Source organism: Haliea alexandrii (assembly GCF_003719295.1).
GTDB classification, from domain to species: domain Bacteria; phylum Pseudomonadota; class Gammaproteobacteria; order Pseudomonadales; family Halieaceae; genus Haliea; species Haliea alexandrii.
Genome location: NZ_RFLW01000002.1, coordinates 362,144 through 385,648, shown reverse-complemented (window position 1 = coordinate 385,648; position 23,505 = coordinate 362,144). Strand labels below are relative to the sequence as shown.

Below are 23,505 nucleotides of genomic sequence, written 5' to 3'. Positions count from 1 at the left end.
GCTACTCTGCCTGGTAAAACAGATCCGCGCCGGGGGGCGGCGTGAAGTCGAATTCTGCAGGCGTCATCGGGGTCTGCGTGTCCAGGGCTGTAAACGTAATCACCACACGCTGGTTGAGGTTGTCCTGCACTTCCATGCCCTGCAAAGTGTTGCCCTCCAGTGCCAGAGTCAGTTCCTGGAAACCTGCGTCCAGTCCGCGGGGGACAAGCACAAAACGCTGCTGCGCGTCGCGGTGCACGGTGTAATCACGACGCAGGGCCGCCCCATCACCGCCAAGCACCTGCAATGGCGTCATCGCTTCACTGCCCACCACGGGCTTGCGTGTGACCGTTTCCAGGTCGCGGTCGTGGTGCCAGAGATAATCCCGGTTGGCAATGATCAACTGGCTGTCGGGAGCGCGGATCTCCCAGGCAAAATAGCCCGGGCGTAGCAGGCGAAAACGGCCCTCGGAGTCGCTCACCACGCTGCCGTCTGTGGCGTACTGCCGCTGGCGGAACTCACCCTGCAGGCGCTCTATCGATTGTAAGGCACGCAATAGTTCATCCACCGCCTCTGCCCGCACGGGTGTGGACATAACGGCGAACAGCAGCAGACAAAGATACGACAGTGTTTTCACATGAGGCACGTGTTGATTCCTGTGCAATGTTGCGGGGAGTGCAGTGAGTTACTCTGGCGGCGGCGGTGCCAGCACTTCACGCTGCCCATTGGTGCCCATTTCGCTGACTACTCCGGCCTGCTCCATGCTTTCGATGAGGCGCGCGGCGCGGTTGTAGCCGATACGTAATTTGCGCTGTACCGATGATATAGACGCACGCCGACTCTGGGTCACATAGTGTACGGCTTCATCATACAGGTTGTCGCTCTCTGGATCTTCGTCCCCGTTACTGGCCTGAAGTTCCCCAGCGGTCACCGGCGTGCTGCTGCCTTCATCCAGCAGGCCGTCGATATAGCGGGGCTCGCCGCGGCGCTTCCAGTCGGCCACTACGCGGTGTACTTCCTCGTCGGAACAGAAAGCGCCGTGCACACGTGTGGGCAGGCCCGAGCCGGGGGGCAGGTAGAGCATGTCGCCGTGGCCGAGCAATTGCTCTGCACCACCCTGGTCCAGAATGGTCCGTGAGTCGATCTTGGAGGACACCTGAAAGGCGATACGGGTGGGAATGTTGGCCTTGATCAGGCCTGTGATGACGTCGACCGAAGGTCGCTGTGTGGCGAGAATGAGGTGAATGCCCGCTGCCCTCGCCTTTTGCGCGATTCTCGCAATGAGCTCTTCCACTTTCTTGCCGACAATCATCATCATGTCAGCAAATTCGTCGATCACTACTACAATGGAAGGCAGACGCTCCAGCGCCGGAGCTTCCTGTTCCTCGTCAGTCAATGCCAGAATGGGGTCCGGCTTCCACAGCGGGTCGACAATAGGCGTTCCTTCCCGCTCGGCATCGGCCAGCTTGCGGTTGTAACCGGCCAGGTTGCGCACCCCGAGATGTGCCATCAGCTTGTAACGGCGCTCCATTTCCGCCACGCACCAGCGCAGGCCGTTGGCAGCATCCTTCATGTCGGTGATCACCGGGGTCAGCAGGTGGGGAATGCCGTCATAGACCGAAAGCTCAAGCATCTTCGGGTCCACCATGATCAGCCGTACATCGGCGGGGGTAGACTTGTAGAGCAGGCTGAGCAGCATGGCATTGACGCCCACCGACTTGCCGGAACCAGTGGTACCTGCAACGAGCAGGTGCGGCATCTTACCCAGGTCCGCGACCACAGGTTCGCCGGAAATGTCGTGCCCCAGCGCCAGGGTGAGTGGCGAACGCGACTGGTCGAAGGCCCGCGAGGACAGCACCTCGCGGAAGTTGACGACCTCCCGGTCTTCGTTGGGGATTTCAATGCCCACCACCGACTTGCCGGGAATCACTTCCACCACGCGCACACTGATGACCGCCAGCGACCGTGCGAGGTCCTTGGCGAGGTTGGAAATGCGCGAGACCTTGATGCCGGCAGCCGGTTGTATCTCGAAACGGGTGATTACCGGGCCCGGATACACCGCCACCACCTCGGCGCTGATGCCGAAATCCGCGAGCTTGAGCTCGAGCAGTCGAGACATGGCCGCCAGAGCCTCTTCGGAAAAGCCCTTGGTCGGGTCCTTCGTCTCCGCGTCGAGCAGGTTCAGGGCCGGCAGTTCGCCGGTGACCGGCGCGTCAAACAGCGGCTGCTGTTTTTCCTTTTCGGCGCGTTCGCTTTTTTCCGGGCGCGGCTTCAACGGCTTGATCTTCGGTGGCTTGCGCTGTTTGCTGCGCTCCACGTGCTCGTCTATCACCGCCTTGCGTGCTTCCAGGGCTTTCTCACGCTGGCGCCGGTCGCGCAGTCTATCAATAGCATTGATACACCAGAGCCGCACACGCTGTGCGCCGTTGAGTGTCCAGCGCCCGAGTCGCTCCATCAGACGCAGCCAGCTGACATCGGCGAAAATCGTCATGCCAAAAAGGAACACGGCGAGCAGGATCAAGCGGCTGCCGATAGCGCTGAAGGCAACGGTAAACCCATCCCCGATCGCCTGCCCGAGGATGCCACCGGCACCCTGTGGCAGGCCGGAGTTGCCGGCATCGTTCATCGCTGCGAGCGCCGTGCCGGCAATCATGACCAGCACCAGGCCGAGGGCCCGGATACCGAAAGTCACCCAGTCGAAAGGCTTCTGGCGATGGCGCTGCAGCAGAATTACAAGCGCTCGATAGGCCAGTAGCAGGGGCAGAAGATAGGCGGCAAACCCCACCAGCGAGAAGGCGACATCGGCGACCCATGCGCCGGTGGGGCCACCTGCATTAACTATGCGTGTGCCGGAACCGGTTGCCGACCACCCGGGATCCCTGGGACTGTAGGTGACGAGCGCCAGCAACACGTAGAGGCAGGCCGCACTGACGCCAATGAATGCGCCCTCACGCAACCGCGGGCCCAGGACGCTGTGCTGACCGGATTTCTCAGGCACGCTTGAATTTCCCCTCACTGGCGTGGAAAAGTGCCTTTCCACGGGCGACAATATTGCGCAATTGTGCTTTATTTTATGATTATATTCAATTACTTATAAGAACAAATTAGAAACGGTCTCGCCTTTGCCGCAGCGCAGCCTTTACATTACCATACGCTGCCCCGGTCAGCGCCGGGCAACGCCAGCACGCCGGCATGCGCGCCGGTCCATATTTAACACCAGCAACCGGGAAATCACCACATGAGCGACGTTCAACATCACCCTCTGATCATTCTCGGTTCCGGCCCGGCAGGCTATACGGCAGCGGTGTACGCGGCGCGCGCCAATTTGAAGCCGGTCGTGATCACGGGTATGCAACAGGGCGGCCAGCTCACCACCACAACTGAGGTGGAAAACTGGCCCGGTGGTCATGCCGAGCTGCAGGGCCCCGAGTTGATGCAGCAAATGCAGGCCCACGTTGAGCGCTTTGAAACCGCCGTGGTGTTCGACCACATCGAGAAGGTCGACCTGTCCAGTCGGCCCTTCCAGCTGGAGGGCAGCAGCCGCTACAGCTGTGACGCCCTCATTATCGCCACCGGCGCATCGGCACAGTACCTGGGCCTGCCCAGTGAGGCGGCCTTTATGGGCAAGGGCGTGAGCGCCTGCGCCACCTGCGATGGCTTTTTCTATCGCAACCAGAAAGTCGCGGTCATCGGCGGCGGCAACACGGCGGTCGAAGAGGCCCTGTACCTGGCCAACATTGCTTCCGAGGTCGTGCTGGTGCACCGCCGCGACAGCCTGCGCGCCGAGAAGGTGTTGCAGGACCGATTGTTCAAGCGCGCCGAGGAAGGCAAAGTGCGCCTGCTCTGGAACCATACCCTCGACGAAGTGCTGGGTGACAGCAGCGGCGTAACGGGTATGCGGGTTAGATCGACCGGAGACGGCGCAACCAGCGACCACGACCTTGCCGGTGTCTTCATTGCCATCGGCCACAAGCCGAACACGGATATATTCCAGGGCCAGTTGGATATGAAAGATGGCTATATCAACCTCCGCAGTGGCACCGAGGGCAACGCCACGGCCACCTCCGTTCCCGGCGTGTTCGCCGCCGGCGACGTAGGCGATCATATTTACCGCCAGGCAATTACCTCAGCCGGGTTTGGCTGCATGGCGGCGCTGGACGCCGAGAAGTACCTGGATAACCTCGGCTAACAGCATGCCGGGGATCGCCCGTTTGGCGCCCGGTGACGATTTTCCGCCTACCCGGTGCGCCCTCTCCTACCCCAACGGCCTGCTGGCCGCTGGCGGTGGGCTGTCACCTGAACGTCTGGTAGCGGCTTACCGCCGGGGTATCTTCCCCTGGTATGAACCGCCGCAGCCGGTACTCTGGTGGACGCCGGACCCACGCTCGGTGCTGTATCTCAACGAGCTGCACATATCCCGTTCTTTACGCAAAACACTGCGCAAGGCTCCCTTGCAGCTCAGCGTTGACCGACGCTTTGCCTCGGTGATGGAGGCCTGCGCGGCACCCCGGCGCGACAGCGACGGCACCTGGATCAGCGAGGACATGCTACAGGCTTATCAGGCCTTGCACCGGCGCGGCATCGCCCACTCGGTAGAGGTGCTCAATGGCAACGGCGACCTGGTGGGTGGGCTCTACGGCGTGGCACAAGGGCGCGTATTTTTTGGCGAATCGATGTTCTCCCGCGTACCGAGTGCCTCTCGGATAGCGCTGGTTGCTCTTGTCCACCTGCTGCGCCGGGCCGGTTTTCTCCTGGTCGATTGCCAGATAGAGAGCGAACACATGAACAGAATGGGGGCATGCAATATCAGCAGGCTGGACTTTGAGGCGGAGCTTGCCCAAACTGTAGACAAGCGTATTGAACCGTCCATCTGGGTGCTGCCGACCCACTGCGGAGACCTGCTGCCGTGACCTCATCCCTGCGGGATCTCAAGGTATATACCACCTACCCCCATAGCTGCAGCTACCTGAAAGATCAGGAAGCCACCACTCTGTTCATCGATCCGCGGCAGGAGATGGATCAGTTGCTCTATAGCCGGCTCTCGCAGATGGGTTTCCGGCGCAGTGGCAACCATATCTACCGGCCACATTGCGGACGCTGTAACGCCTGTATTCCGGCACGCATTCCGGTGAATGCGTTTACGCCCAACCGCGCGCAAAGGCGCACCTGGCGCCGCAATGCCGATATCCGTGTTGAGCTCAGCAAGCATATCCGCGATGAGGCCGCCTACGACCTCTACTACCGCTATATAGAGCAGCGCCACGCCGACGGCGACATGTATCCGCCCGATCGGGAGCAGTACGAGTCCTTCCTCAATGACGCCTGGGATTGCACGCGCTACTACCGTTTTTTTGCCGGTGAGCGTTTGCTGGGTATTGCGGTGGTGGATGTGCTGACCGATGGCCTCTCGGCCATCTACACCTTCTTCGACCCCGAGGAAGACAAACGCAGCCTCGGCAGTTATGCCATCCTCTGGCAGATCGAGCAGGCCCGCACCCTGGGCCTGGATTATCTGTATCTCGGCTACTGGATTCGTAACTGCAATAAAATGGCCTATAAAACAGCCTATCAGCCGCTTGAGCTGTATCTCGAGAGCCAGTGGCAGCTGCCGGACGAGCCGGCCTGAAACGCACCGTATAGCTGTAACCTGCGCTAACCCTCCATCTTCCAATCGCTCTTTAACTGCAAGGCATCGCTGCGTGTATATTGAAATATCTCCCCTCAGGACACTGCTGGTTCTGCTGATCACGATTCTCTTTCTGGTTATCGCCAGTAGTCTGGGCGTCGCCTGGTTTATCGTTAATGCGCCGATTCGGGAAATTCCCGTGTGGATCAATCTCTTCAATTTAAACCTTGAGGCGAATATCCCGACGTTGTTTTCCTCCCTGCAGTTGCTTTTGGCAGCCGCTCTGCTTGCCGGAATTGCGTATGGTCATCGCAAGCAACAGGAGGCGTTTCTTCTGTGGTACGTTCTGGCGGCAATTTTTGTGTTTCTGGCTATCGATGAAACTGCCGCGTTGCACGAGAATCTGACCGTGTATGTCAGAACCACGTTAGGCACATCCGGCTATTTTTATTACGCCTGGGTTATTCCCTATGGAATCATTGCCGCCTTGGTAGCCGGCCTGTTCGCCAGATTTCTGATCCGATTACCTCGGCCAAGCGGGCTATATTTTGTGAGCTCGGGAACGCTGTATCTGGCGGGAGCGCTGGGAATGGAAATGCTGGGTGGGAAGTACATCTCCTCTCCCGGAGCCGAGGAGCTCACTTACACCATCATCTACACGCTTGAGGAATCCTTGGAGATGGTGGGGATAGCCTTTTTCATATACGCGCTGCTGGATTACGTCACCCGGGTATTCGTTCAGCTGAACTATTCGGTAGGACAGGGGAACTAGGCGCTACGCGCGCCTTCTCGACTACTCTGGAAACACCACGTTCCAGTCCGCTTTCATGTCGATGACCGTCCAGCCTTTGGCGCGCGCCTCATCAAGCCCCTGGTCCAGCCGGCCAACGCTCGACTCGCGGTCATAGGCCCACTCACGCTCGGCATCCGTGTGGTGCAGGTAGAGCATCAGGCGCGGCCCCGCCCCCGCAGCGGTGTACTGCAGCATCTGCAGGTCGCCATCGGAATTGCCGGACGCCAATAGGGGGCGCCTGCCGATGTGTGAATTGATACCCACTGGCTTGCCCGCCTTGTCATCGATGAAATCAATCTCCGGCAGGCGCACAAGAACCGGTTGCCCGTCACGCAGTTCGAAGCGGGTTTTAATACTGCTGCCAACCACCTGTTCTGGTGGTATGCCGTAGACAGATTCGACCCAGGGGCGCATGAATTCGATACCGCCACCGGAGACGATAAAGGTTTTGAATTCGTTCGTGCGCAGGTAATCGAGCAACTCCAGCATGGGCTGGTAGACCATGTCGATATAGCGTCGGTCGGTTGTTGGGTGGCGCGCCGTCGCGACCCATTCCCGCACGATGGCAGCGAACTCATCAGTGGTCATGCCGGCGTGCGTTGCCATGATGATATCGTTGACTGCCGCCATGCCGCCGGCATGCACAGCCTCGAGGTCGCCTTTCAGCAAGGAGGCAAACGGCTCCTTGGTTTGCCATTCGGGGTGTTGCGGTGCAAGCGCCCGAATGCGGTCAGCCGCGAAGAACAACTGGAAATACGCAGGCTGCTCGGCCCACAGGTTGCCGTCATTGTCGAAGGTGGCGATACGCGCTGCGGGCGGCACGTAGCCTTCCGAACCCTCGCGCGTGACCTGCTCAACGAACGCAACGATGGCCTGTTTGGCGGCCGTGTCGTTCCAGGATGGCAGTGAATCGTTTTGCTGCGCAACGACAAAATGGGAGCCGAGCAGTAAGGTGATAACCGCGAGGAGCTTCACTGGCAATGAATGCTTCATAAGAATGGCTGACAATGGTGACAAGAGATACCCACCGATCCTGCCTTCACGCGGCCCAGAAGGCAACAAGTCATTAAAAAAGCCCTCATTGAGAGGACTTGGGGTTCGTGCAACCGATCTACGCTTTCTTGCGTCGGTTCCAGCCCTGTCCAGCCAAAACGAGGCCGAAAAGTGCCAGCGTAAGCGTCCGGCCATCACACCTTGATAGCCGGACGCTTCCGTTAGGCCCTCAAGATAACCGAGTCATTGATGGGCTCGAACAGCTCGGGATCTTTTTCTGTAGACCTGCCCACAGCCTTGCTGACGGGGTACAGCGTCAGATTGTATTTGAGTACAGGCGCCAGGATAGGGTCGTTCGGGTCAATAGACTGGGTATTGTCCAACCAGCGAGCGCGCTCCTGCTGCGTTAGCATCACCGGCATTCTGTTGTGCCAGGGCCGGAAAGCATCAGCAGCCTGTGTGGTAACCAGCGTGCAGGACAGTAATGGCGCCTCAGCGCCGTGCCAGACGTCCCAGAGCGCGGCTACGGCAATGGTTTGCTCGTCATTGGTGATAACCCACGGCTGCTTCTGGCCGCTCTCCGCCCGCCATTCGATGAAGTTCGACATTGGCACAATGCCGCGCTGCGATCGAAACGGCTTCCTGAAGCCTGGACTGCTTGCCAGCGATTCGGCCCGGGCGTTAAACATGCTGTATTTCGTGTCGACCTCTTTCGCCCAGGAAGGCACCAGCCACCAGCGCGCAAAATCGGCATGACCCTCATGGAGCAGCAACACATCTTCGGTCGGCGCAACGTTGTAGCGCGGCTCTGGCAGTGTGAGGCCAATGTTCAGCTCATCCAGAAGTCCCTGGAGACCAGGCAGGTGAGTGATGTTGAAGCGGCCGCACATGCCAGCACCTTAGTATAGATCCGGCGAAGCTGCGAAAATATCTGTCTTTAGGGGTTTTCAGGCATAGCAATGCCCCGGCGTGATGCCGAAGTACGCTATTTAATAGGGAGATGGAGGCTCGGGTCGGAATCGAACCGGCGTTGACGGATTTGCAATCCGCTGCATAACCACTCTGCCACCGAGCCTTGATCGTTTCTGTACCAGACAGTACAAAAGGGGTTGGAGCGGGAAACCGGGTTCGAACCGGCGACCTCAACCTTGGCAAGGTTGCGCTCTACCAACTGAGCTATTCCCGCTTTACTGCTTCGTTACTACTTCATCCCTGGTCGCCGGAACCGTCGAAGCTTCGCGCCCCGCCTCAACCATGGCAAGGTTGCGCTCTACCCACTGAGCTATTCCCGCGTTTCAAGCGACCCGGGGGCCGCGTGAGGGCGCCTATTCTAGGGCCTGTAACGTTCCTGTCAAGAACATTGCGGGGCTCAGTGCCCCTTCATCACCTCCACCGCGGCACGCAGGTAAATCACCATGGACCAGAGTGTGAGCACAGCGGCGGCATACAGCATGAGGTAGCACAGCGCCTGCAGCCAATTCTCGTGCACTACCGGGTCAATCGCCAGCAGGCCGATAATGGCAATCATCTGAAAGGCCGTTTTCACTTTGCCAATATAGGACACAGCCACCGAGGTACGCTGCCCCAGTTCCGCCATCCATTCACGCAACGCGGACACAACAATCTCGCGGCCAATGATGACGCTGGCCGCCAGAGTGAGCAGGATCGTGTTGTGCCGCTCCACCAGCAGCACCAGGGCCACGGCGACCATTAATTTGTCGGCTACCGGGTCCAGGAACGCGCCGAACTTGGTCATCTGCCCCAGGCGCCGCGCGAGGTAGCCGTCCAGCCAGTCTGTCACCGCCGCGACAGTGAATACGCCCGCCGCTACGAGGAGATGGTGCTGAAACGGCAGATAGAACACCACCACCAGCACCGGAATGAGGAAAATACGCATCAGGGTCAGCGCGTTGGGTATATTGATACTCAAAAGGACGTTTGCTCCATTACTGGCCAGTGCCATGCAAGTGATCGTATATCTGTTGCGCGAGGGTCGCACTAATTCCATTGATTTTTTTCAGCTCGTCGACGTTGGCATTGGCCACACCGCTGGCGCTGCCAAAGTGGCGCAGCAGCTCACGGCGACGTTTGGCGCCCACGCCCGGAATACCCTCCAGCGAAGAGCGTTGCCGCGCCTTGTCCCTGCGCGCGCGATGCCCGGTAATGGCAAAACGGTGTGCCTCGTCCCGAATCGACTGTATCAGGTGGAGGGCAGGACTATCGCCGCGTAACTGCTGCTCCGCACCGGTGTTCCCGCGGATCAGCGTCTCGAAGCCAGCTTTGCGGGTCACCCCTTTCGCAACACCGACGACCTCGATGGTGTTCAACTGCAGCGATTCAAGCACCTGCAAGGCCTGCGCGACCTGGCCCTTGCCACCGTCGATGAACAGGATGTCGGGCAGACTCGCCTCGCCTTCCTTCAGGCGTTTGTAACGCCGCTCCAGAGCCTGCTGCATGGCGGCATAGTCATCGCCCCCGGTAATACCCTCGATATTGAAACGCCGATAGTCCGCTTTACGCGGCCCGTTCTGATCGAATACCACACAGGAGGCAACCGTTGCCTCCCCGGAGCTATGGCTGATATCAAAGCACTCCATGCGTTCTGGCAGTGCGGGCAGGCTGAGCAGCGCCTGCAGTGCCTGCAGTCGCTCCAGTGTGGATTGCCGGCCTGCCAGATGGGACTGCAGGTTGGTTACCGCAGTTTGGCGGGCCAGCTGCAACCATCTTGCGCGCGCATCACGCACGCTGGCACGAATACGCACCCGGCGGCCAGCCTGCTGGGTGAGCGCCGCCGCCAGGGCATCACTGTCTTCAGGCAGCTCGGTAACAATAATCTCACCGGGGATGGGGCGTCCGCCCGCCAGGTAGAACTGCGGCAGAAAGGCCGCCAGCACTTCGGCACCTGTTTCGTCCAACTTGAGCGGTGGATACCAGGTTTTGCTGCCGAGCACCTGCGCGTTGCGCACAAACAGCACTTGAACACAGGCCCGGCCACCCTCCACCGCTGCGGCAAGAATGTCGAGTTCCCCGCTGGCCCCTTCAATGCCCTGACTCGCCTGCACATGCTGCAGCTGGCTGATCTGGTCTCGATACACCGCAGCTTTTTCATACTCCAGCTCGGCGGCGGCCTGCTCCATGTCATCCGCCAGACGCACCAACAGTTCCTGCGACTTGCCGCCGAGGAAGAGTGCCGTGTTCTGCACCTGCTCGGCATAGTCCTCGGCAGAGACCAGGTTGACACAGGGTGCGGTGCAACGATCGATCTGGTGCTGCAGGCAGGGCCGCGAGCGGTTGCGAAAGAAGCTGTCCTCACACTGGCGCACGCGGAACACTTTTTGCAGAAAATGCAGCGACTCGCGCACCGCAGAAGCGGATGGGTAAGGGCCGAAGTAACTGCCTTTACGTCGCTTGCGCCCACGATGCATGCTCAGGCGGGGAAACTCGTCGTCGCTCGAAAGGAATATATACGGATAGGACTTATCGTCGCGCAACAGGATATTGTAGGGTGGTCGATGGCTCTTGATCAGGTTGTGCTCGAGCAACAGCGCGTCCACTTCCGTTGAGGTCACGGTCACCTGGATGTCGTGTATGCGCGCGACCAGCGCCATGGTCTTGGTGGTCAGGCCACTGGCGCGGAAATAGCTGCTGACGCGTGCGCGCAGGTTGCGCGCCTTGCCGACATACAGCAGTTCGCCATTGGTATCGTACATCTGGTACACACCAGGGCGCGTGGTGAGCTGCTTGAGAAAGCTCTCTGCGTCGAAGGTGCTCACCGCTCCTCTCCATACACACGAGGCTCAAGCTCCAGTTGCACACCAAATCGTTGCCATACTGACGCCTGAATCTCAGCGGCCAGCGCCAGTAGCGCAGGAGCGGCGTCCGCAGCGTAGTTCACCAATACCAGCGCGTGCCCGGGGTGCACGCCGACCGGACCTGCTCGGTGGCCCTTCCAGCCTGCCTGCTCGATCAACCAGGCCGCCGCCAATTTATACTCACCGCCGCTGGTTGGGAAAACAGGGAGGTCTGCATGCTGGTGTTTCAGAGCCTCGGCCAGTGTGTGTGGCACGATCGGATTCTTGAAGAAGCTGCCTGCATTGGGCTCAAGAGCGGGATCTGGCAAGCGCGCCTGACGCAGCGCCACAACCGCATCAAACACCTGCTGCGGTGTCGTGCTGCCGCTGCAACCGGCTTTTTCCAGTGCGGTACTCAGCGCGGGATACTGGGTATTGGCCGTTGGCGTTCTCCCCAGCCGCAAGTCCACTTGGGTGATGACGACACTGTCCACAAGGCCTTGTTTGAACACGCTGTCACGGTAGCCGAACTCGCATTCGGCTGCGCTGAGCGTCAGGTGGCTGCCGTCGCTGATGCGCCTGGCGTGCACCGCCACAACGAAAGACGCCACTTCACAGCCATAGGCACCGATGTTCTGAATGGGGGCCGCACCCACCGTGCCTGGGATCAGGGCCAGATTCTCCAGGCCGTAATATCCGCTGGCGAGCGACCAGACCACGAGGGCATGCCAGTTCTCACCGGCACCCACTCGCAACGTCACGTACTCCCCGTTGTCCGCAACTACTTCCCGACCCGGCACCTGCACCAGCAGCGCCAATGCGCGCAAGCGAGGCTGCAGCACAACGTTACTGCCCTCCCCCAGTGGCAACACCGGCAGGGCTTTCGCGCGTGCCCAGGCCAGTGCCTCATTCACCTCGGCCAGTGAGCGTACGCTGTGTACGGCGGTTGCCTGAGAACACAGGCGCAGGCTATTGGCTGGCTGCCCCGGTGGGTATTGCTCAGTCATGCTGTAGTATTGTTGCAAGGAGGCCCTCGCTGGCCGCTTCGACCAGCTCCAGCACGCGCACGAATCCGTCCCCCGTCCCGTAGTACGGATCGGGCACCTCGCGCTCGGGCACTTCAGCGGCGAAATCGAGGAACAGCCCGATGTGCCCGGCGTAGTCCAGGGGCGCTTGGCGGCGTACGTTGTCGAGGTTGGATTCGTCCATCGCCAGTATGTAGTCGAAGGAGTAGAAGTCCTCCCAGCACAGCTGCCGCGCGCGCAACGACTCCAGTGAGTACCCGCGCCGGCGGGCCGCTGCCACGCTGCGCGCGTCGGGCGCTTTGCCAATGTGCCACTCGGCGGTGCCGCAGGAGTCGGCCTCAATGCGGTGCTCGAGCCCACGGGAGGCAATCAGGTGGCGAAACACCCCTTCCGCTGTGGGCGAGCGACAGATATTGCCAAGGCACACGAACAGCACACGTTGGGGTGCGGCCGGCTCAGGTGCGGCCGGCTCAGGTGTGGCCGGCTGAGGTGCGTCTGACTTACTCACGCCGTCTCCTCTAAGCGTGCGCGAACTGCCAGCAAATCCTCGTGCGTGTCCACGCCGGCCGGCACCTCGGCTACCGCGGCGGCAACGTGGATGCCGACGCCGTGGTACAGCGCGCGCAACTGCTCCAGCTGTTCCAGTCGCTCCAGCGGAGCCGGAGGCCAGCTTACGTAGCGGTGCAAGAAGGCAACCCGGTAGGCATAAATACCCACATGACGCCACCAGCGGCCATTCTCGGGCAGGCTTGCGTCAGGCGCGGCAAAAGCATCCCGCGGCCAGGGCACCGGGGCGCGACTGAAGTAGAGTGCCCGACCCTGTGCATCCGCTACCACTTTCACCGCGTTCGGGTTGCGCAGCTCCTCCACACTTTCAATGGCGACACTCAGCGTGGCAATTTCGCAATCCCGGTGTGCCGCCAGGTTCGCCGCCACCTGGTCGATTACCGCGGGTGGAATCAGGGGTTCGTCACCCTGCACGTTCACCACGATGGCATCATCCGGCAACTCGAGCAGGCGCACCACTTCTTCCAGTCGGTCCGTGCCGGAGGGGTGCCCAGGGTCAGTCATCACGGCCTCGGCACCGAACGCCGTGGCAGTGCGGTATACGCTATCGTCATCCGTTGCCACCACTACGCGCCGGGCGCTGCTGCGCCGCGCCTGCTCCCAGACATGCTGGAGCATGGGGCGGCCGGCGATATCCAGCAATGGCTTGCCGGGTAGACGGGTTGAAGCGTAGCGAGCGGGAATAACCACAGTGAATTTCATAGCGTATACAGGCTCAATGCGATTGGGTGGCCAGCGCGACGATGCGCTCGATGACGGTGTCCGGCAAGCGGGCACTGATCTTGACATACCAGTGGTTTGCCGCGGCGAAAGCACGGCATTTTACCGCGTCTTTCTCCGTCATGATAACCGGCGCCGCACCGAGGGCACTGACGTCTGCCGCGCTATAGCGGTGATGGTCGGGGAAAGCATGCTCGACGACCTGGTAACCCATGCCACGCAGCGTGTTGAAAAACTGCTGCGGTTGCCCGATACCGGCGACCGCATGGACTTCGGCGCCCGACACCGGCGCACTGCCCTGCGCTGCCGCTGCCACCGCAAACACACCATCCACGCTGTAGACCACCGACGTGTCCGCGTCCTCGCCGCCCCGCCAGAGCAGCGCATCGACACTGCCGAGGCGGCTTCTAGGCTCGCGCAGAGGCCCCGCAGGCAGGCAGAACCCATTGCCTACGCCGCGCCCGGCATCCAGCAGGGCAATTTCAAGGTCCCGGGCCAGCGCGTAGTGTTGCAGGCCGTCATCGCACAACACCACATCCACCGACTGTTCGGCCAACAAGGCGCGCACCGCAGCCGGTCGATCAGGAGCCACCACACAGGGTGCGCCGGTGCGCTGGAATATCAGCAGTGGCTCGTCGCCGCAGTCGCTGGCGGTGCTGGCCGCGTTGACGCGATGCGGGAATGCGGCCGTGGGGCCTGCCCCGTAGCCGCGGCTGACCACACCCGGGCGCAGGCCACGCGCCTGCAGGGCTTCCACCAGGGCAATCACCACAGGCGTCTTGCCTGTGCCGCCCACGGTGATGTTGCCGACAATCACCACGGGCACGGGCGCACGGTATACGCGGCGCAGGCCCCAGCGGTAAGCGAGCCGCCGCAGGGCCATCGCACTGCGGTAAGCCAGCTCCAGGGGACGCAGTAGCCACGCCCAGCGCGCACCTTCGTACCAGGCCCGCAACAGAGCCGCTTCCACGGGTGAACTAGTCACTGAACTCCTGATGGTAGAGTTGCGCATACAGCCCGCCCTGCGCGAGCAATTCCTCGTGCGTACCGGCCGCGACAATGCTGCCTGCATCCATAACCACGATGCGATCGGCACGCTCGACGGTGGAGAGCCGGTGGGCGATCACAATACTCGTGCGGTTGCGCATGATGGTGTCCAGGGCGCGCTGGATACGGTGCTCCGACTCGTTGTCCAGCGCCGAGGTCGCCTCATCCAGAATCAGCACCGGTGCGTCCTTGAGAATGGCGCGGGCGATTGCCAGCCGTTGCCGCTGGCCGCCGCTGAGGCCACCGCCATCGTCGCCCAGCTCCGTATCCAGGCCCTGGGGTAGACGTTCGATGAACTCCATGGCGTGTGCGGACTGGCAGGCCGCGATGACATCGTCGCGACTGGCGCCGGCCAGATCCCCATAAGCGACGTTGTTGAAGACGGTGTCCTGGAACAGCGTGACATCCTGCGACACCATTGCCAGTTGACGCCGCAGGTTGGCCAGCTCGTAGTCGGCAATGGACATGTTATCCAGTGTGATTTCGCCATTTTGCAGTGGATAGAAGCGCGCCAATAACTGTATCAGGGTACTTTTGCCGCTCCCGGAACGCCCCACCAGGGCGACCGCTTCTCCCGCGCGGATGTCCAGGTTCAACGCGTTGAGCACCAGCTGGTTCGTGCCCGGGTAGCTGAAGCTCACATTGCGCAGGGCGATATCGCCACGTGCCCGCGCTACGGTGTGCGTGCCGGTATCGAGCTCGTCCTCCAGGTCCAGTTGCGCGAAGATGTCCTCTGCCGCCGCCAGCCCGCGCTGGATAATGCTCTGAATGCTGCTGACCTGCCGAATGGGCTTGCCCAGCAAGCCGGCGGCCGTCAGAAAGGCAACCAGCGACCCGGCGCTGAACCCGCTCAAGATCTCCGGATTGAGCGCGAACCAGACCAGTGCCCCCAGGGCAATGGAGAGCATGGTCTGAATAACGGGTGTACTGAAGGCGTCGACGAAGGCCAGTTTCAGGCTCTGGTTGCGATTGTACTCGCTGGCCGCAGCAAAGCGGCTGCTCTGCTGCGCCTGACCGCCGAACAGGCGCACCTCCCGGTAACCGCCAATGCTCTCGTTGGACACCTGGGTCACGTTCCCCATGGAGTCCTGTATGCGCCGGCTGTAGCGCCGGAAATGTTTGCCGACCACGCTCACCACAAGGGCGATACAGGGAGCCACCAGCATGAATATCAGGCTCAGGCGCCAGTTCAGGTAGAAGAGGTAACCGAGCAGGCCGATGACCGTGAGGCCCTCACCCACGACCACTTTCAGCGCCTTGGTCGCAGCGCCGGTGATCTGCTCCACGTTATAGGTGATTTTGGAAATCAGCACGCCCTGGCTGTTGCTGTCGTAATAACTGCTGGGGGCCAGCTGCATCTTGTCAAAAAGCTCGAGGCGCAATTGGTGTATCAGGTTGCGCGCCACGTGGTTCATGAAATAGTTGCCGGCGAAATAGCCCATGGAGCGGGTAAAAGCCAACACCACCATCGCAACCGGCACACCGATACGGGCGAACTCCAGACGGGTCATGTCGCCTTCATCCAGCAAGGCATAGGCCGCGCGTGCCACCAGGCCAGAGTCCGCCTTGTCAGATTCGTTCAGTGAGTCCAGCAGGAACTGCATGAGGTCGGCCAATAGCACGTTGCCGATGGAATACAGTATGTAACCGGCAATGCTGAGCGCGAACAGGTACCAGTAGGGCAATACATAGGAGAGCAAACGCCGGTACAACTGCCAGTCGCTGGTGCGCGGGCCCTCAGTCACCGGCGGCGGCCTCCGCGGGCAGGCGGGTACTGATATTCATGTGCACAAAGCCCATCTGCCCCGCCGCATCCATGGCCCGCACGACAGCCTGATGTGCCGCCTGCGCATCAGCGGCGATAACCAGCGGCAATGTGGTGTCGCCGGCGGACACCTTGTAGATCGCCGCCTGCAGCGTTCGCACGCGGTTGTCGACCAGTGGCTGTCCATTTACCCGGTAGCGCCCCTCCTCGTCCACCAGCACTTCCACCTGCTGCTCGACAACCTCCCGTGGCTCGCCATTGGCTTCCGGCAGGTCCAGCGTGAGCTGCGTTTCCCGCGTGAACGTGGTGGAGACCATGAAGAAGATCAGCAGCAGGAATACCACATCGATCAGGGGCGTGAGGTTTACCCCCACTTCTGCGGCTCGCTGGCGGCGGAATTTCAAGTGCGCTCGTCCCGCCGTTCATCGTTATGCAGGGCGTCCATGAGCTTGATCGTTTCCTGCTCGAGGCCGACGACAATGGCGTCGATACGGCCGACGAAATAGCGGTGCATGACCAGTGCGGGAATCGCCACCGCCAGGCCAGCGGCGGTAGTTATCAGGGCTTCCGAAATACCGCCGGCAAGCGCGCTGGCATTGCCCGTACCCTGCGCCATGATCTGTGCAAAGACCTTGATCATGCCGACTACGGTGCCGAGTAGCCCGAGCAGCGGCGCAACGGCGGCAATGGTGCCCAGCGTATTCAGGTAGCGCTCCAGCTCATGCACAACGTGGCTCGCGGCATCCTGGATGCTCTCTTTCATCACATCGCGGCCGTGGCTGGCATTGGCGAGGCCAGCCGCCAGTATGCGCCCGAGCGGGGACGACTGGCGCAGGCTGCGCAGGCGCTGGGTGTCCAGCTCCCCCGCCTTGAGCTGTTTCCATACCGTGGCCAGCAGGTGAGGCGGCGCTATCTTCCTGGTATTCAACGTGTAGAGGCGTTCCACACAAATCGCCAGCGCGAGAATAGAACAGAGCAGAATCAGCACCATCAGCCAACCGCCCGCAGTTACAAGTTCCAGCACAATACATTTCCATTGCCCGAGTGGCATGCATTATACGCACAGGCCCGAGGCCTGCGAAACTGCAGCTAACGCTTCCAATACCGGGGCTCCAATGCCCGATGCTGTACCAATACGGGCGCCTTTGCGGGGTGCAGCACCCACTCCAGCGCGCCCGACTCGGCAGTACTGAAGGTTGGAATGTCAGCCACGCGGTGTCGGTCGACCACCACGCGCGCCGGGTGGCCAAAATGGTTGGCCCGGGCATGGGTGAACACCACATAGGCCGGCGCCACCTGCCGTAACCAGGCCCAGGAGGATGAGGTCTGGCTGCCGTGGTGCGCGGCCAGGGCAATTTCACTGGCCAGGCTCGAGCGCCAGTAGCGCACCAGCGTTCTTTCGCGCTCAGCGCCGATATCCCCCGGCAACAATAGCTCGATACCGGGGAGCTGGATGCGCAGCACACAGGAGCCATCGTTCTTGTTGAGCTGCTCCCCTTCGGCGGGGGACAGCAGCTGAAACCGGACATCATCACGCCAGCGCCATGCCGCGCCCGCACGGCACACGTGCGCCCCTACTGCGGCCGCAAAGTCGGGCCCTGCCCACAGCGCTCCGGACACCCACCAGGGCCGCAGGCTTTCAAGGCCGGCACTGTGATCCCGGTCGCCGTGGCTGACGATCAGCGTGTCCAGACGGGAAATACCGCGCTGCCGCAGCACCGGGATGACCGCACGCTCGGCGACCGAGACGCCACCCGGGGCACCGCCACCGGTATCGTAAAGCAATGCACGGTGGCGGTCATAAACGAGGACGGATGTTCCCTGCCCCACGTCCAGCACGAGTACATGCACCGCCTGTGGACTCGCCACCCGATGGCTGGCAAAGGGCAACAGCAGCGGCAGCACCAGCGTGAACAGCAGTGTTCTGTGTAGCCAGCGCAACGGCATGCACAACAGCAGAAGCGCCACAACCGACAGGCCAAGGGCGAGTGGCGTTGTGACGACGTCCCGGAAGATCGCCTGTGGATACTGCTGAGCCAGGGCTTGCGCAAGCGGCAGGAGCCGAGCGAGCGGCCAGGCTCCCAGCGCCCAAAGCAGTGTGGCCAGGCCGCTACCCAATAGCGCAGCGACACTACCCGCAAGCACCAGCGGCACGACGATCATGCCCACCAGCGGCACCAGCAGGGCATTGCTCAGTGCCGCTATCAGGCTGGTTCCACCAAACCAGGCCCCCGCCAGCGGCAACATGGCCAGTGCCATGAATCCATGAGCCCCCAGCCAGCGGCTTCGACCAGACTGCCAGGCCCCGAACCAGAGCAAACATGCCACGGCCGTAAAGGACAGCCAGAAACCTGCTCCCAGTACGGCAAGCGGGTTTACCGCCAACAACATCGCTGCTGCGAGCAGGAGATTGCGCCAGCTCAGCGCCGGGCGCCCGACCATCGCGGCACACAAGAGCGCAGCGCACATCACCCATGCGCGCGATGTCGCCAGAGTGAAGCCTGCCAACGCTGTGTACAGCGTTGCCAGCAACAGCGCCAGCAGCGCAGGTAAGGCGCCGGTATTGCGATGCACGCCGAATAACACCAGCACCCGGCAGAGGGCTGCGCCAAGCAGCAAGCCACAGGCCGCGACCATGCCCACATGCAGGCCTGAAATGACCAGCAGATGACTCACCCCGAACTGTTGAAACAGACGCCACAACGGCATCGTGAGCCCATTGCGGTCGGCCACTGCCAGCGCGCGCACCAGTGCGGCCTCCGGCCCACTACCGAGTGCGCTGTGAATCTGCTCGCTGATTCGCTGACGAATCCTGTGGTGCCGCTCCCGACCACTGGGCTCGCCGAGGCGTTGTGCAGGCGCCGTGCTGCTGACGCTGCCAACGGCGTCGATGCCCGCTTCCGCGTACCCGCGTTGCCTGTTTGTGCCACCGGGGTTCTGCATACCCCACGGTGTGCGCAGGCGCACCAGAAAGCGCCAGTGCTCCCCCGGCTGCAGGGTAAGCCCACTGCTCTCGGTGAGCAGTAAGCGCCGTGGACCGGCACAGGGGCCGGTGCCCGCAGTATCGCGAACCAACTCGAAACGCTGCCATTGGCGCCCCTCCGGCTGCAAAAACACCTGAGGTAGGCCTGCAACGCGACCCTCAATCCAGGTTGGCGTACGCTCACAACCCGCCGGCAGACGTTTGGCCGACAGTGACTGTGCCGCGCAGAGTCCAACGGCCGTGCCCAGCAACAGCGCTCCAGCCGTGCGCGTCAGCTGCGCCTCCCCCTGCCAGCTGAACAGGGCGAGCCCGGCAAACACCAGGGTGAGCCAAGCCGGGCCGGGAGAGGGCATAAGGGAGCAGAGCATTATGCCGGCGATAAACGCCACCAGCTGCGCAGGCATCAGTGGTTTAGCCGACTGTTTGCCGCCATAATACGGGCCTGACAGTTACCGTGGTTACGTCATTCCACTCAAACACGGCCTAGCGGCTCCATACACATCAAAGCCAGCCAGATTTCCACATGCCCCGAAAGACGCTCAAACAGTGGCTGCCCTCGCCCACCCGCATACGCCGCATCGACAGCTTGCGTGTGCTGGGCGACTGGATTTACCAGCCCAACCTGTGGCACATCAACCGCTTTTCCGCGTCGATGGCCTTTTTCGTGGGTGTCTTTGTCGCGTTTCTACCCATTCCCGGTCAAATGCTGGTGGCCGCCGTACTCGCGGTGCTGTTGCGCTGCAACCTGCCCATGTCCGTGGCGCTGGTGTGGATCACCAATCCGGTAACCATGCCCGCGATGTTCTATCTGTCCTACCGGGTGGGGGCCTTGTTGATAGACGCGCCCGTGCACGTACTGGAGTTCGAGCTCAGCGCGGCCTGGATCACCGACCGTATCGGGATGATCTGGAAGCCCCTACTGGTGGGCAGCCTGCTATCAGGGTTGTTGTTCGGTTCTCTGGGCTATACGGCGGTCAGTCTGCTGTGGCGCTGGCGTGTCGGCCACCACTGGCGCAAGCGCCAGGTGCGAAGGGCGCAGCGTGTTACACACGCTCCTGGTGAAGAATCTGGGCGGGCGCAAGACGGGCCGCCCGGCGCGCCGGATACAGCGCGGCCAGCACGCAAAGACTGAGCGCCACCAGCGACACCCAGAGCACGTCTGACATGAGTATTTCCACGGGTAGGAAAGACACCGGATAGACGTCGGTGCTGAGAAAGCGAATGCCCAGAACCTGCTCTAGCCCCGCCACCAGTTGCGGAATACCCAGGCTCAGCAAGACGCCAAATACACTGCCGAGCACCGCGCCCAGCACGCCAATCATGGCGCCCTGGAGGAGAAAGATACCTGTAATGTCGGTGCCGGAGGCGCCCAGAGTACGAAGAATTGCGATGTCACCCTGTTTGTCGAAGACCACCAGCACCAGCGACGACACCACGTTGAAGGCCGCCACGCCGATAATAGAGAACAGCAGGATACTCACCAGGTCGCGAGAGAGCTGTATGGCGGAATACAGGTTGCCGTGCGTCATCATCCAGTTGGTGGTGTAATAGCCCGGTGGTAAATCCGCCAACAGCGACCAGCCCAGACCGTGAACGTTAAATAGATCATCAACCCGCAACTGCATGCCGCTCACGGCCCCCGCCAGCCCCGCCAACTCGGATGCCAACGCCAGGCTGATCACCGCGGCGGACTCGTCCAGCTCAGTACCGGTGGCAAACAAGCCGAGTAAGGTGACGGCGGCAAACCGGGTTGCCGCAGGGTTGCTGCTATCGCTGCCGGGAACGATCAGGGTGAGTGAATCCCCCGGTTTTGCATCGAGGCGGGCCGCCAGGCCGCTGCCTAACAGCAGCCCGCTTGAGGCCTCGTTGAAGCGCTGTTGCAGCGCCGGGTCGAGTGCGGCGAGCAGTCCCTCAGCCTGCGCGGGCGGCAGCCCCATACCGATACCGGTTTCGATATCCCGCCCGCGCACGAACAGGGCATCAAACTGGACAAAGGGCTGCACTGACTGCACCTCCGGGCGCGCAGCCAGTGCGCTGGCGACCGGCTGCCAATCCACCAGCGGGTCTGTGCCATACACGGTGATGTGGGGCACCAGTGCAAGAATCCGTTCGCGCATCTCCTTGTCGAAACCATTCATCACCGACAGCACGGCAATCAGCAGACCGATCGCCAGAATCAGCCCCAACGCCGACAGGGACGCCAGAAACGTCGACAGGTAGCCGCGCCCGAAGGCGAAACTGTAGCGCAGGGCGATACGCCCCTGATCACGCAGGCGCACGGGGCTGCTCCAGCAGCGCGCCCTGGCGCAACTCCAGCGTGCGGTCCATGCGCTGTGCTATGCGCGGGTCATGCGTAACCACAATAAAACCGGTGCTGGCCGCACTCAGGGAATCAATCAGTGCCAGCACCTGTTCGGCGGACTCCGGGTCCAGGTTCCCGGTGGGCTCGTCCATCAGCACACAGTCGGGCTGGGTGACCAGCGCCCGTGCAATGGCGACACGCTGACGCTCGCCGCCCGACAACTCCCCCGGGCGGTGCTGCAGACGATGCTGCATGCCGACCTGCGCCAGAACCGCCTCTGCAGCCTGCCAGGCGCTGCGCCGCCCCGCTCCGCCGATCAACAGCGGCATGGCGACGTTTTCGCGCGCGTCGAACTCCGGCAGCAGATGGTGAAACTGATAGACAAAGCCCAAGTGCTGATTGCGCCAGCGGCAGAGCGCGCGCTCGCCCAGCGCTGCCAGGTCCTGGCCACGAATCATTACCCGCCCCCGGCTTGGCGTGTCCAGACCACCCAAAAGATTCAGCAGGGTCGACTTGCCGGAACCTGATGCGCCCACGATGGCAATTTTTTCGCCGTCGCGCAGCGCCAGCTCCACGCCATTGAGTACCTGGACTTCACGGCTACCGTCCCGGTACACCCGGCCCAGCTGCTCGCAGCGCAACACCAGCGCATTATTCATAACGCAACACCTCGGCGGGCGCGATGCGAGAAGCCCGCCAGGCCGGATAGACGCTCGCCAGCAGGCTCAACAGCAGCGAGGCCACAATCACCGCCGCCACATCCTGGCCCTGCAGGCGAGCCGGGAGTTCACTGATGAAGTACACGGAGGGATCGAACAGCTTGACACCAAACCACTGCTCCAGCATCGCCGTGAGACGGGCAATGTGGCTCGCCAGCGCCACGCCCAGTACGGCGCCCACACCGATGCCGGTACAGGCCAGCCCCAGACCATGAGCCAGAAAAATCGCCATGATTTCCCCTGAGCGCGCGCCCATTGTGCGCAGCACCGCAATATCGCCGCGCTTTTCCGCTACGGCCATCACCAGTGTGGACACGATATTGAACGCTGCGACGGCAACGACACTGAGCAACAGCAGACCCACCATGATTTTCTCCATTTTCACCGCGCGAAACAGGCTACCCTGGGTTTGCGTCCAGTCGCGGACTTGCACACCCGGTGGCAAGCCAGCCGCCAGCGCCGCCAGCTGATGCGGTGCCGTCATCAGGTCGCCGGTGCGCAGCTGCAAGCCATCGACCGTGTCACCGGCGCCGAACAGCCGCTGTCCCGTCGCCAGAGAAACATAGGCCTGATAGCTATCGGGCTGGGCATTGACGGCAAACAGGCCGACCACATGCAAACGCTTGCTGCGCGGGAACGTGCCCAGTGGCGTCACCGTAAGGCTCGGCAAGGTTACTTCGAGGCTATCACCCGGGGCGACCCCCAGCCCGCGTGCCAGAGCCGCACCCAGCACAATGCTGAAAGGCAGCTGCTCGAGTTCAGCCAGCGTCCCTGCCACCATGGCGTCACCAACGCCAGACACCCCGGCCTGACGTTCAACATCGATTGCGGTGAGATTGGCGCCGCGTGCTGTGCCGCGGCTCGCGAGAATAACCTTGTCCGCCAGATAGGGCGCGACCGCAAGGACGTCCGGTTGTGCGGCCAGTTGGCCTGCAAGCTCCGTCCAGCCGTCAACACGCCCTTCCTGTGCCACCACAAACCCGTGTGGCACCAGGGCGAGAATGCGCTCGCGCAGCTCGCCGGCAAAGCCGTTCATTATGGAAAGCACCGTAATCAGGCTAGCCACACCCAACACCATGCCCAGCATGGATACCGTGGCGATAACACTGGCAAAGCGATTGCGTCGACGGCTGAAGCTGTAGCGCAAGCCGACAAAAATAGCGTAGTGAAGGCCCAGGGGAGTTACCTGCAGGTG

22 protein-coding genes and 2 tRNA genes are annotated in these 23,505 nt (G+C 61.8%); 5 read left to right on the top strand and 19 right to left on the bottom strand.

From position 1 onward, the window contains the following. Position 1: 1 nt before the first annotated feature. Together lolA and EGJ68_RS10010 are read right to left on the bottom strand one after the other, a co-directional pair. Positions 2-625 (bottom strand): outer membrane lipoprotein chaperone LolA, encoded by a 624-nt coding sequence (gene lolA, locus EGJ68_RS10015; RefSeq protein ID WP_158283599.1) that lies wholly within the window; start codon positions 623-625, stop codon positions 2-4. 39 nt (positions 626-664) lie between these two features. Then, on the bottom strand, positions 665-2,977 hold the full coding sequence (locus EGJ68_RS10010; RefSeq protein ID WP_233248759.1) for a DNA translocase FtsK: 2,313 nt from the start codon (positions 2,975-2,977) through the stop codon (positions 665-667). Between the two features lie 240 nt (positions 2,978-3,217). Here EGJ68_RS10010 and trxB point away from each other — a divergent pair, with 240 nt between their 5' ends. The 4 genes from trxB (at position 3,218) to EGJ68_RS09990 (ending at position 6,377) form a co-directional block, all read left to right on the top strand. Beyond that, a complete protein-coding gene (trxB, locus tag EGJ68_RS10005) occupies positions 3,218-4,168 on the top strand; it encodes a thioredoxin-disulfide reductase (protein ID WP_123034404.1) in 951 nt (316 codons plus the stop codon). A gap of 4 nt (positions 4,169-4,172) precedes the next feature. Beyond that, positions 4,173-4,889, top strand: coding sequence for a leucyl/phenylalanyl-tRNA--protein transferase (gene aat / locus EGJ68_RS10000; RefSeq protein ID WP_123034403.1), 717 nt, complete (start codon positions 4,173-4,175; stop codon positions 4,887-4,889). Then, positions 4,886-5,605, top strand: a complete 720-nt coding sequence (locus EGJ68_RS09995) for an arginyltransferase (RefSeq protein WP_123034402.1) — start codon at positions 4,886-4,888, stop codon at positions 5,603-5,605. Before aat ends, EGJ68_RS09995 begins: the two co-directional genes overlap by 4 nt. A gap of 73 nt (positions 5,606-5,678) precedes the next feature. Next, a complete protein-coding gene (locus tag EGJ68_RS09990; RefSeq protein WP_123034401.1) occupies positions 5,679-6,377 on the top strand; it encodes a hypothetical protein in 699 nt (232 codons plus the stop codon). A gap of 21 nt (positions 6,378-6,398) precedes the next feature. Here EGJ68_RS09990 and EGJ68_RS09985 read toward each other — a convergent pair whose 3' ends face one another. From EGJ68_RS09985 to EGJ68_RS09920, 14 genes are all read right to left on the bottom strand, one after another. Beyond that, on the bottom strand, positions 6,399-7,391 hold the full coding sequence (locus EGJ68_RS09985; RefSeq protein WP_123034400.1) for an HAD family hydrolase: 993 nt from the start codon (positions 7,389-7,391) through the stop codon (positions 6,399-6,401). A 221-nt stretch (positions 7,392-7,612) separates the two neighbouring features. Beyond that, on the bottom strand, positions 7,613-8,281 hold the full coding sequence (locus EGJ68_RS09980; protein ID WP_123034399.1) for an SOS response-associated peptidase: 669 nt from the start codon (positions 8,279-8,281) through the stop codon (positions 7,613-7,615). A gap of 111 nt (positions 8,282-8,392) precedes the next feature. Next, positions 8,393-8,466: transfer RNA gene (locus EGJ68_RS09975), tRNA-Cys, on the bottom strand. 35 nt (positions 8,467-8,501) lie between these two features. Next, positions 8,502-8,577: transfer RNA gene (locus tag EGJ68_RS09970), tRNA-Gly, on the bottom strand. A gap of 183 nt (positions 8,578-8,760) precedes the next feature. Further along, the gene (gene pgsA, locus EGJ68_RS09965) at positions 8,761-9,315 is read right to left on the bottom strand and encodes a CDP-diacylglycerol--glycerol-3-phosphate 3-phosphatidyltransferase (protein ID WP_027949446.1); all 555 of its coding nucleotides are present in this window, start codon (positions 9,313-9,315) and stop codon (positions 8,761-8,763) included. Between the two features lie 22 nt (positions 9,316-9,337). Then, a complete protein-coding gene (gene uvrC / locus EGJ68_RS09960; protein ID WP_123034398.1) occupies positions 9,338-11,164 on the bottom strand; it encodes an excinuclease ABC subunit UvrC in 1,827 nt (608 codons plus the stop codon). Next, a complete protein-coding gene (gene murB / locus EGJ68_RS09955; RefSeq protein ID WP_123034397.1) occupies positions 11,161-12,189 on the bottom strand; it encodes a UDP-N-acetylmuramate dehydrogenase in 1,029 nt (342 codons plus the stop codon). Before murB ends, uvrC begins: the two co-directional genes overlap by 4 nt. Then, on the bottom strand, positions 12,182-12,643 hold the full coding sequence (locus EGJ68_RS09950; RefSeq protein ID WP_233248791.1) for a low molecular weight protein-tyrosine-phosphatase: 462 nt from the start codon (positions 12,641-12,643) through the stop codon (positions 12,182-12,184). Before EGJ68_RS09950 ends, murB begins: the two co-directional genes overlap by 8 nt. Positions 12,644-12,711: 68 nt before the next feature. Continuing rightward, positions 12,712-13,476 carry a 3-deoxy-manno-octulosonate cytidylyltransferase gene (gene kdsB / locus EGJ68_RS09945; RefSeq protein ID WP_123034395.1) on the bottom strand — a complete coding sequence of 255 codons (765 nt, stop codon included), beginning with the start codon at positions 13,474-13,476 and terminating at the stop codon, positions 12,712-12,714. 13 nt (positions 13,477-13,489) lie between these two features. Beyond that, positions 13,490-14,479 (bottom strand): tetraacyldisaccharide 4'-kinase, encoded by a 990-nt coding sequence (gene lpxK, locus EGJ68_RS09940; RefSeq protein ID WP_233248758.1) that lies wholly within the window; start codon positions 14,477-14,479, stop codon positions 13,490-13,492. After that, a complete protein-coding gene (gene msbA, locus EGJ68_RS09935; RefSeq protein ID WP_123034393.1) occupies positions 14,472-16,286 on the bottom strand; it encodes a lipid A export permease/ATP-binding protein MsbA in 1,815 nt (604 codons plus the stop codon). The genes lpxK and msbA overlap by 8 nt, the downstream gene beginning before the upstream one ends. Continuing rightward, entirely contained in the window at positions 16,279-16,710 is a 432-nt protein-coding gene (locus EGJ68_RS09930; protein ID WP_123034392.1) for an ExbD/TolR family protein, read from the bottom strand. Before EGJ68_RS09930 ends, msbA begins: the two co-directional genes overlap by 8 nt. Then, a complete protein-coding gene (locus EGJ68_RS09925) occupies positions 16,707-17,330 on the bottom strand; it encodes a MotA/TolQ/ExbB proton channel family protein (protein WP_027949454.1) in 624 nt (207 codons plus the stop codon). Before EGJ68_RS09925 ends, EGJ68_RS09930 begins: the two co-directional genes overlap by 4 nt. 65 nt (positions 17,331-17,395) lie before the next feature. Then, positions 17,396-19,693 (bottom strand): DNA internalization-related competence protein ComEC/Rec2, encoded by a 2,298-nt coding sequence (locus EGJ68_RS09920; protein ID WP_123034391.1) that lies wholly within the window; start codon positions 19,691-19,693, stop codon positions 17,396-17,398. 119 nt (positions 19,694-19,812) lie between these two features. On the opposite strand from EGJ68_RS09920, the gene EGJ68_RS09915 reads away from it, so the two are divergent. Then, positions 19,813-20,421 (top strand): DUF2062 domain-containing protein, encoded by a 609-nt coding sequence (locus EGJ68_RS09915; protein ID WP_123034390.1) that lies wholly within the window; start codon positions 19,813-19,815, stop codon positions 20,419-20,421. Here EGJ68_RS09915 and EGJ68_RS09910 read toward each other — a convergent pair. The 3 genes from EGJ68_RS09910 to EGJ68_RS09900 are packed head-to-tail and all read right to left on the bottom strand — an operon-like array spanning position 20,333 to position 23,457. After that, positions 20,333-21,568, bottom strand: a complete 1,236-nt coding sequence (locus tag EGJ68_RS09910; protein WP_123034389.1) for a lipoprotein-releasing ABC transporter permease subunit — start codon at positions 21,566-21,568, stop codon at positions 20,333-20,335. The genes EGJ68_RS09915 and EGJ68_RS09910 overlap by 89 nt on opposite strands. After that, positions 21,555-22,250, bottom strand: a complete 696-nt coding sequence (locus tag EGJ68_RS09905) for an ABC transporter ATP-binding protein (RefSeq protein WP_123034388.1) — start codon at positions 22,248-22,250, stop codon at positions 21,555-21,557. Before EGJ68_RS09905 ends, EGJ68_RS09910 begins: the two co-directional genes overlap by 14 nt. Continuing rightward, complete coding sequence (locus EGJ68_RS09900) at positions 22,243-23,457, bottom strand: lipoprotein-releasing ABC transporter permease subunit (RefSeq protein WP_233248757.1); 1,215 nt, start codon at positions 23,455-23,457, stop codon at positions 22,243-22,245. Before EGJ68_RS09900 ends, EGJ68_RS09905 begins: the two co-directional genes overlap by 8 nt. Positions 23,458-23,505 lie beyond the last annotated feature (48 nt).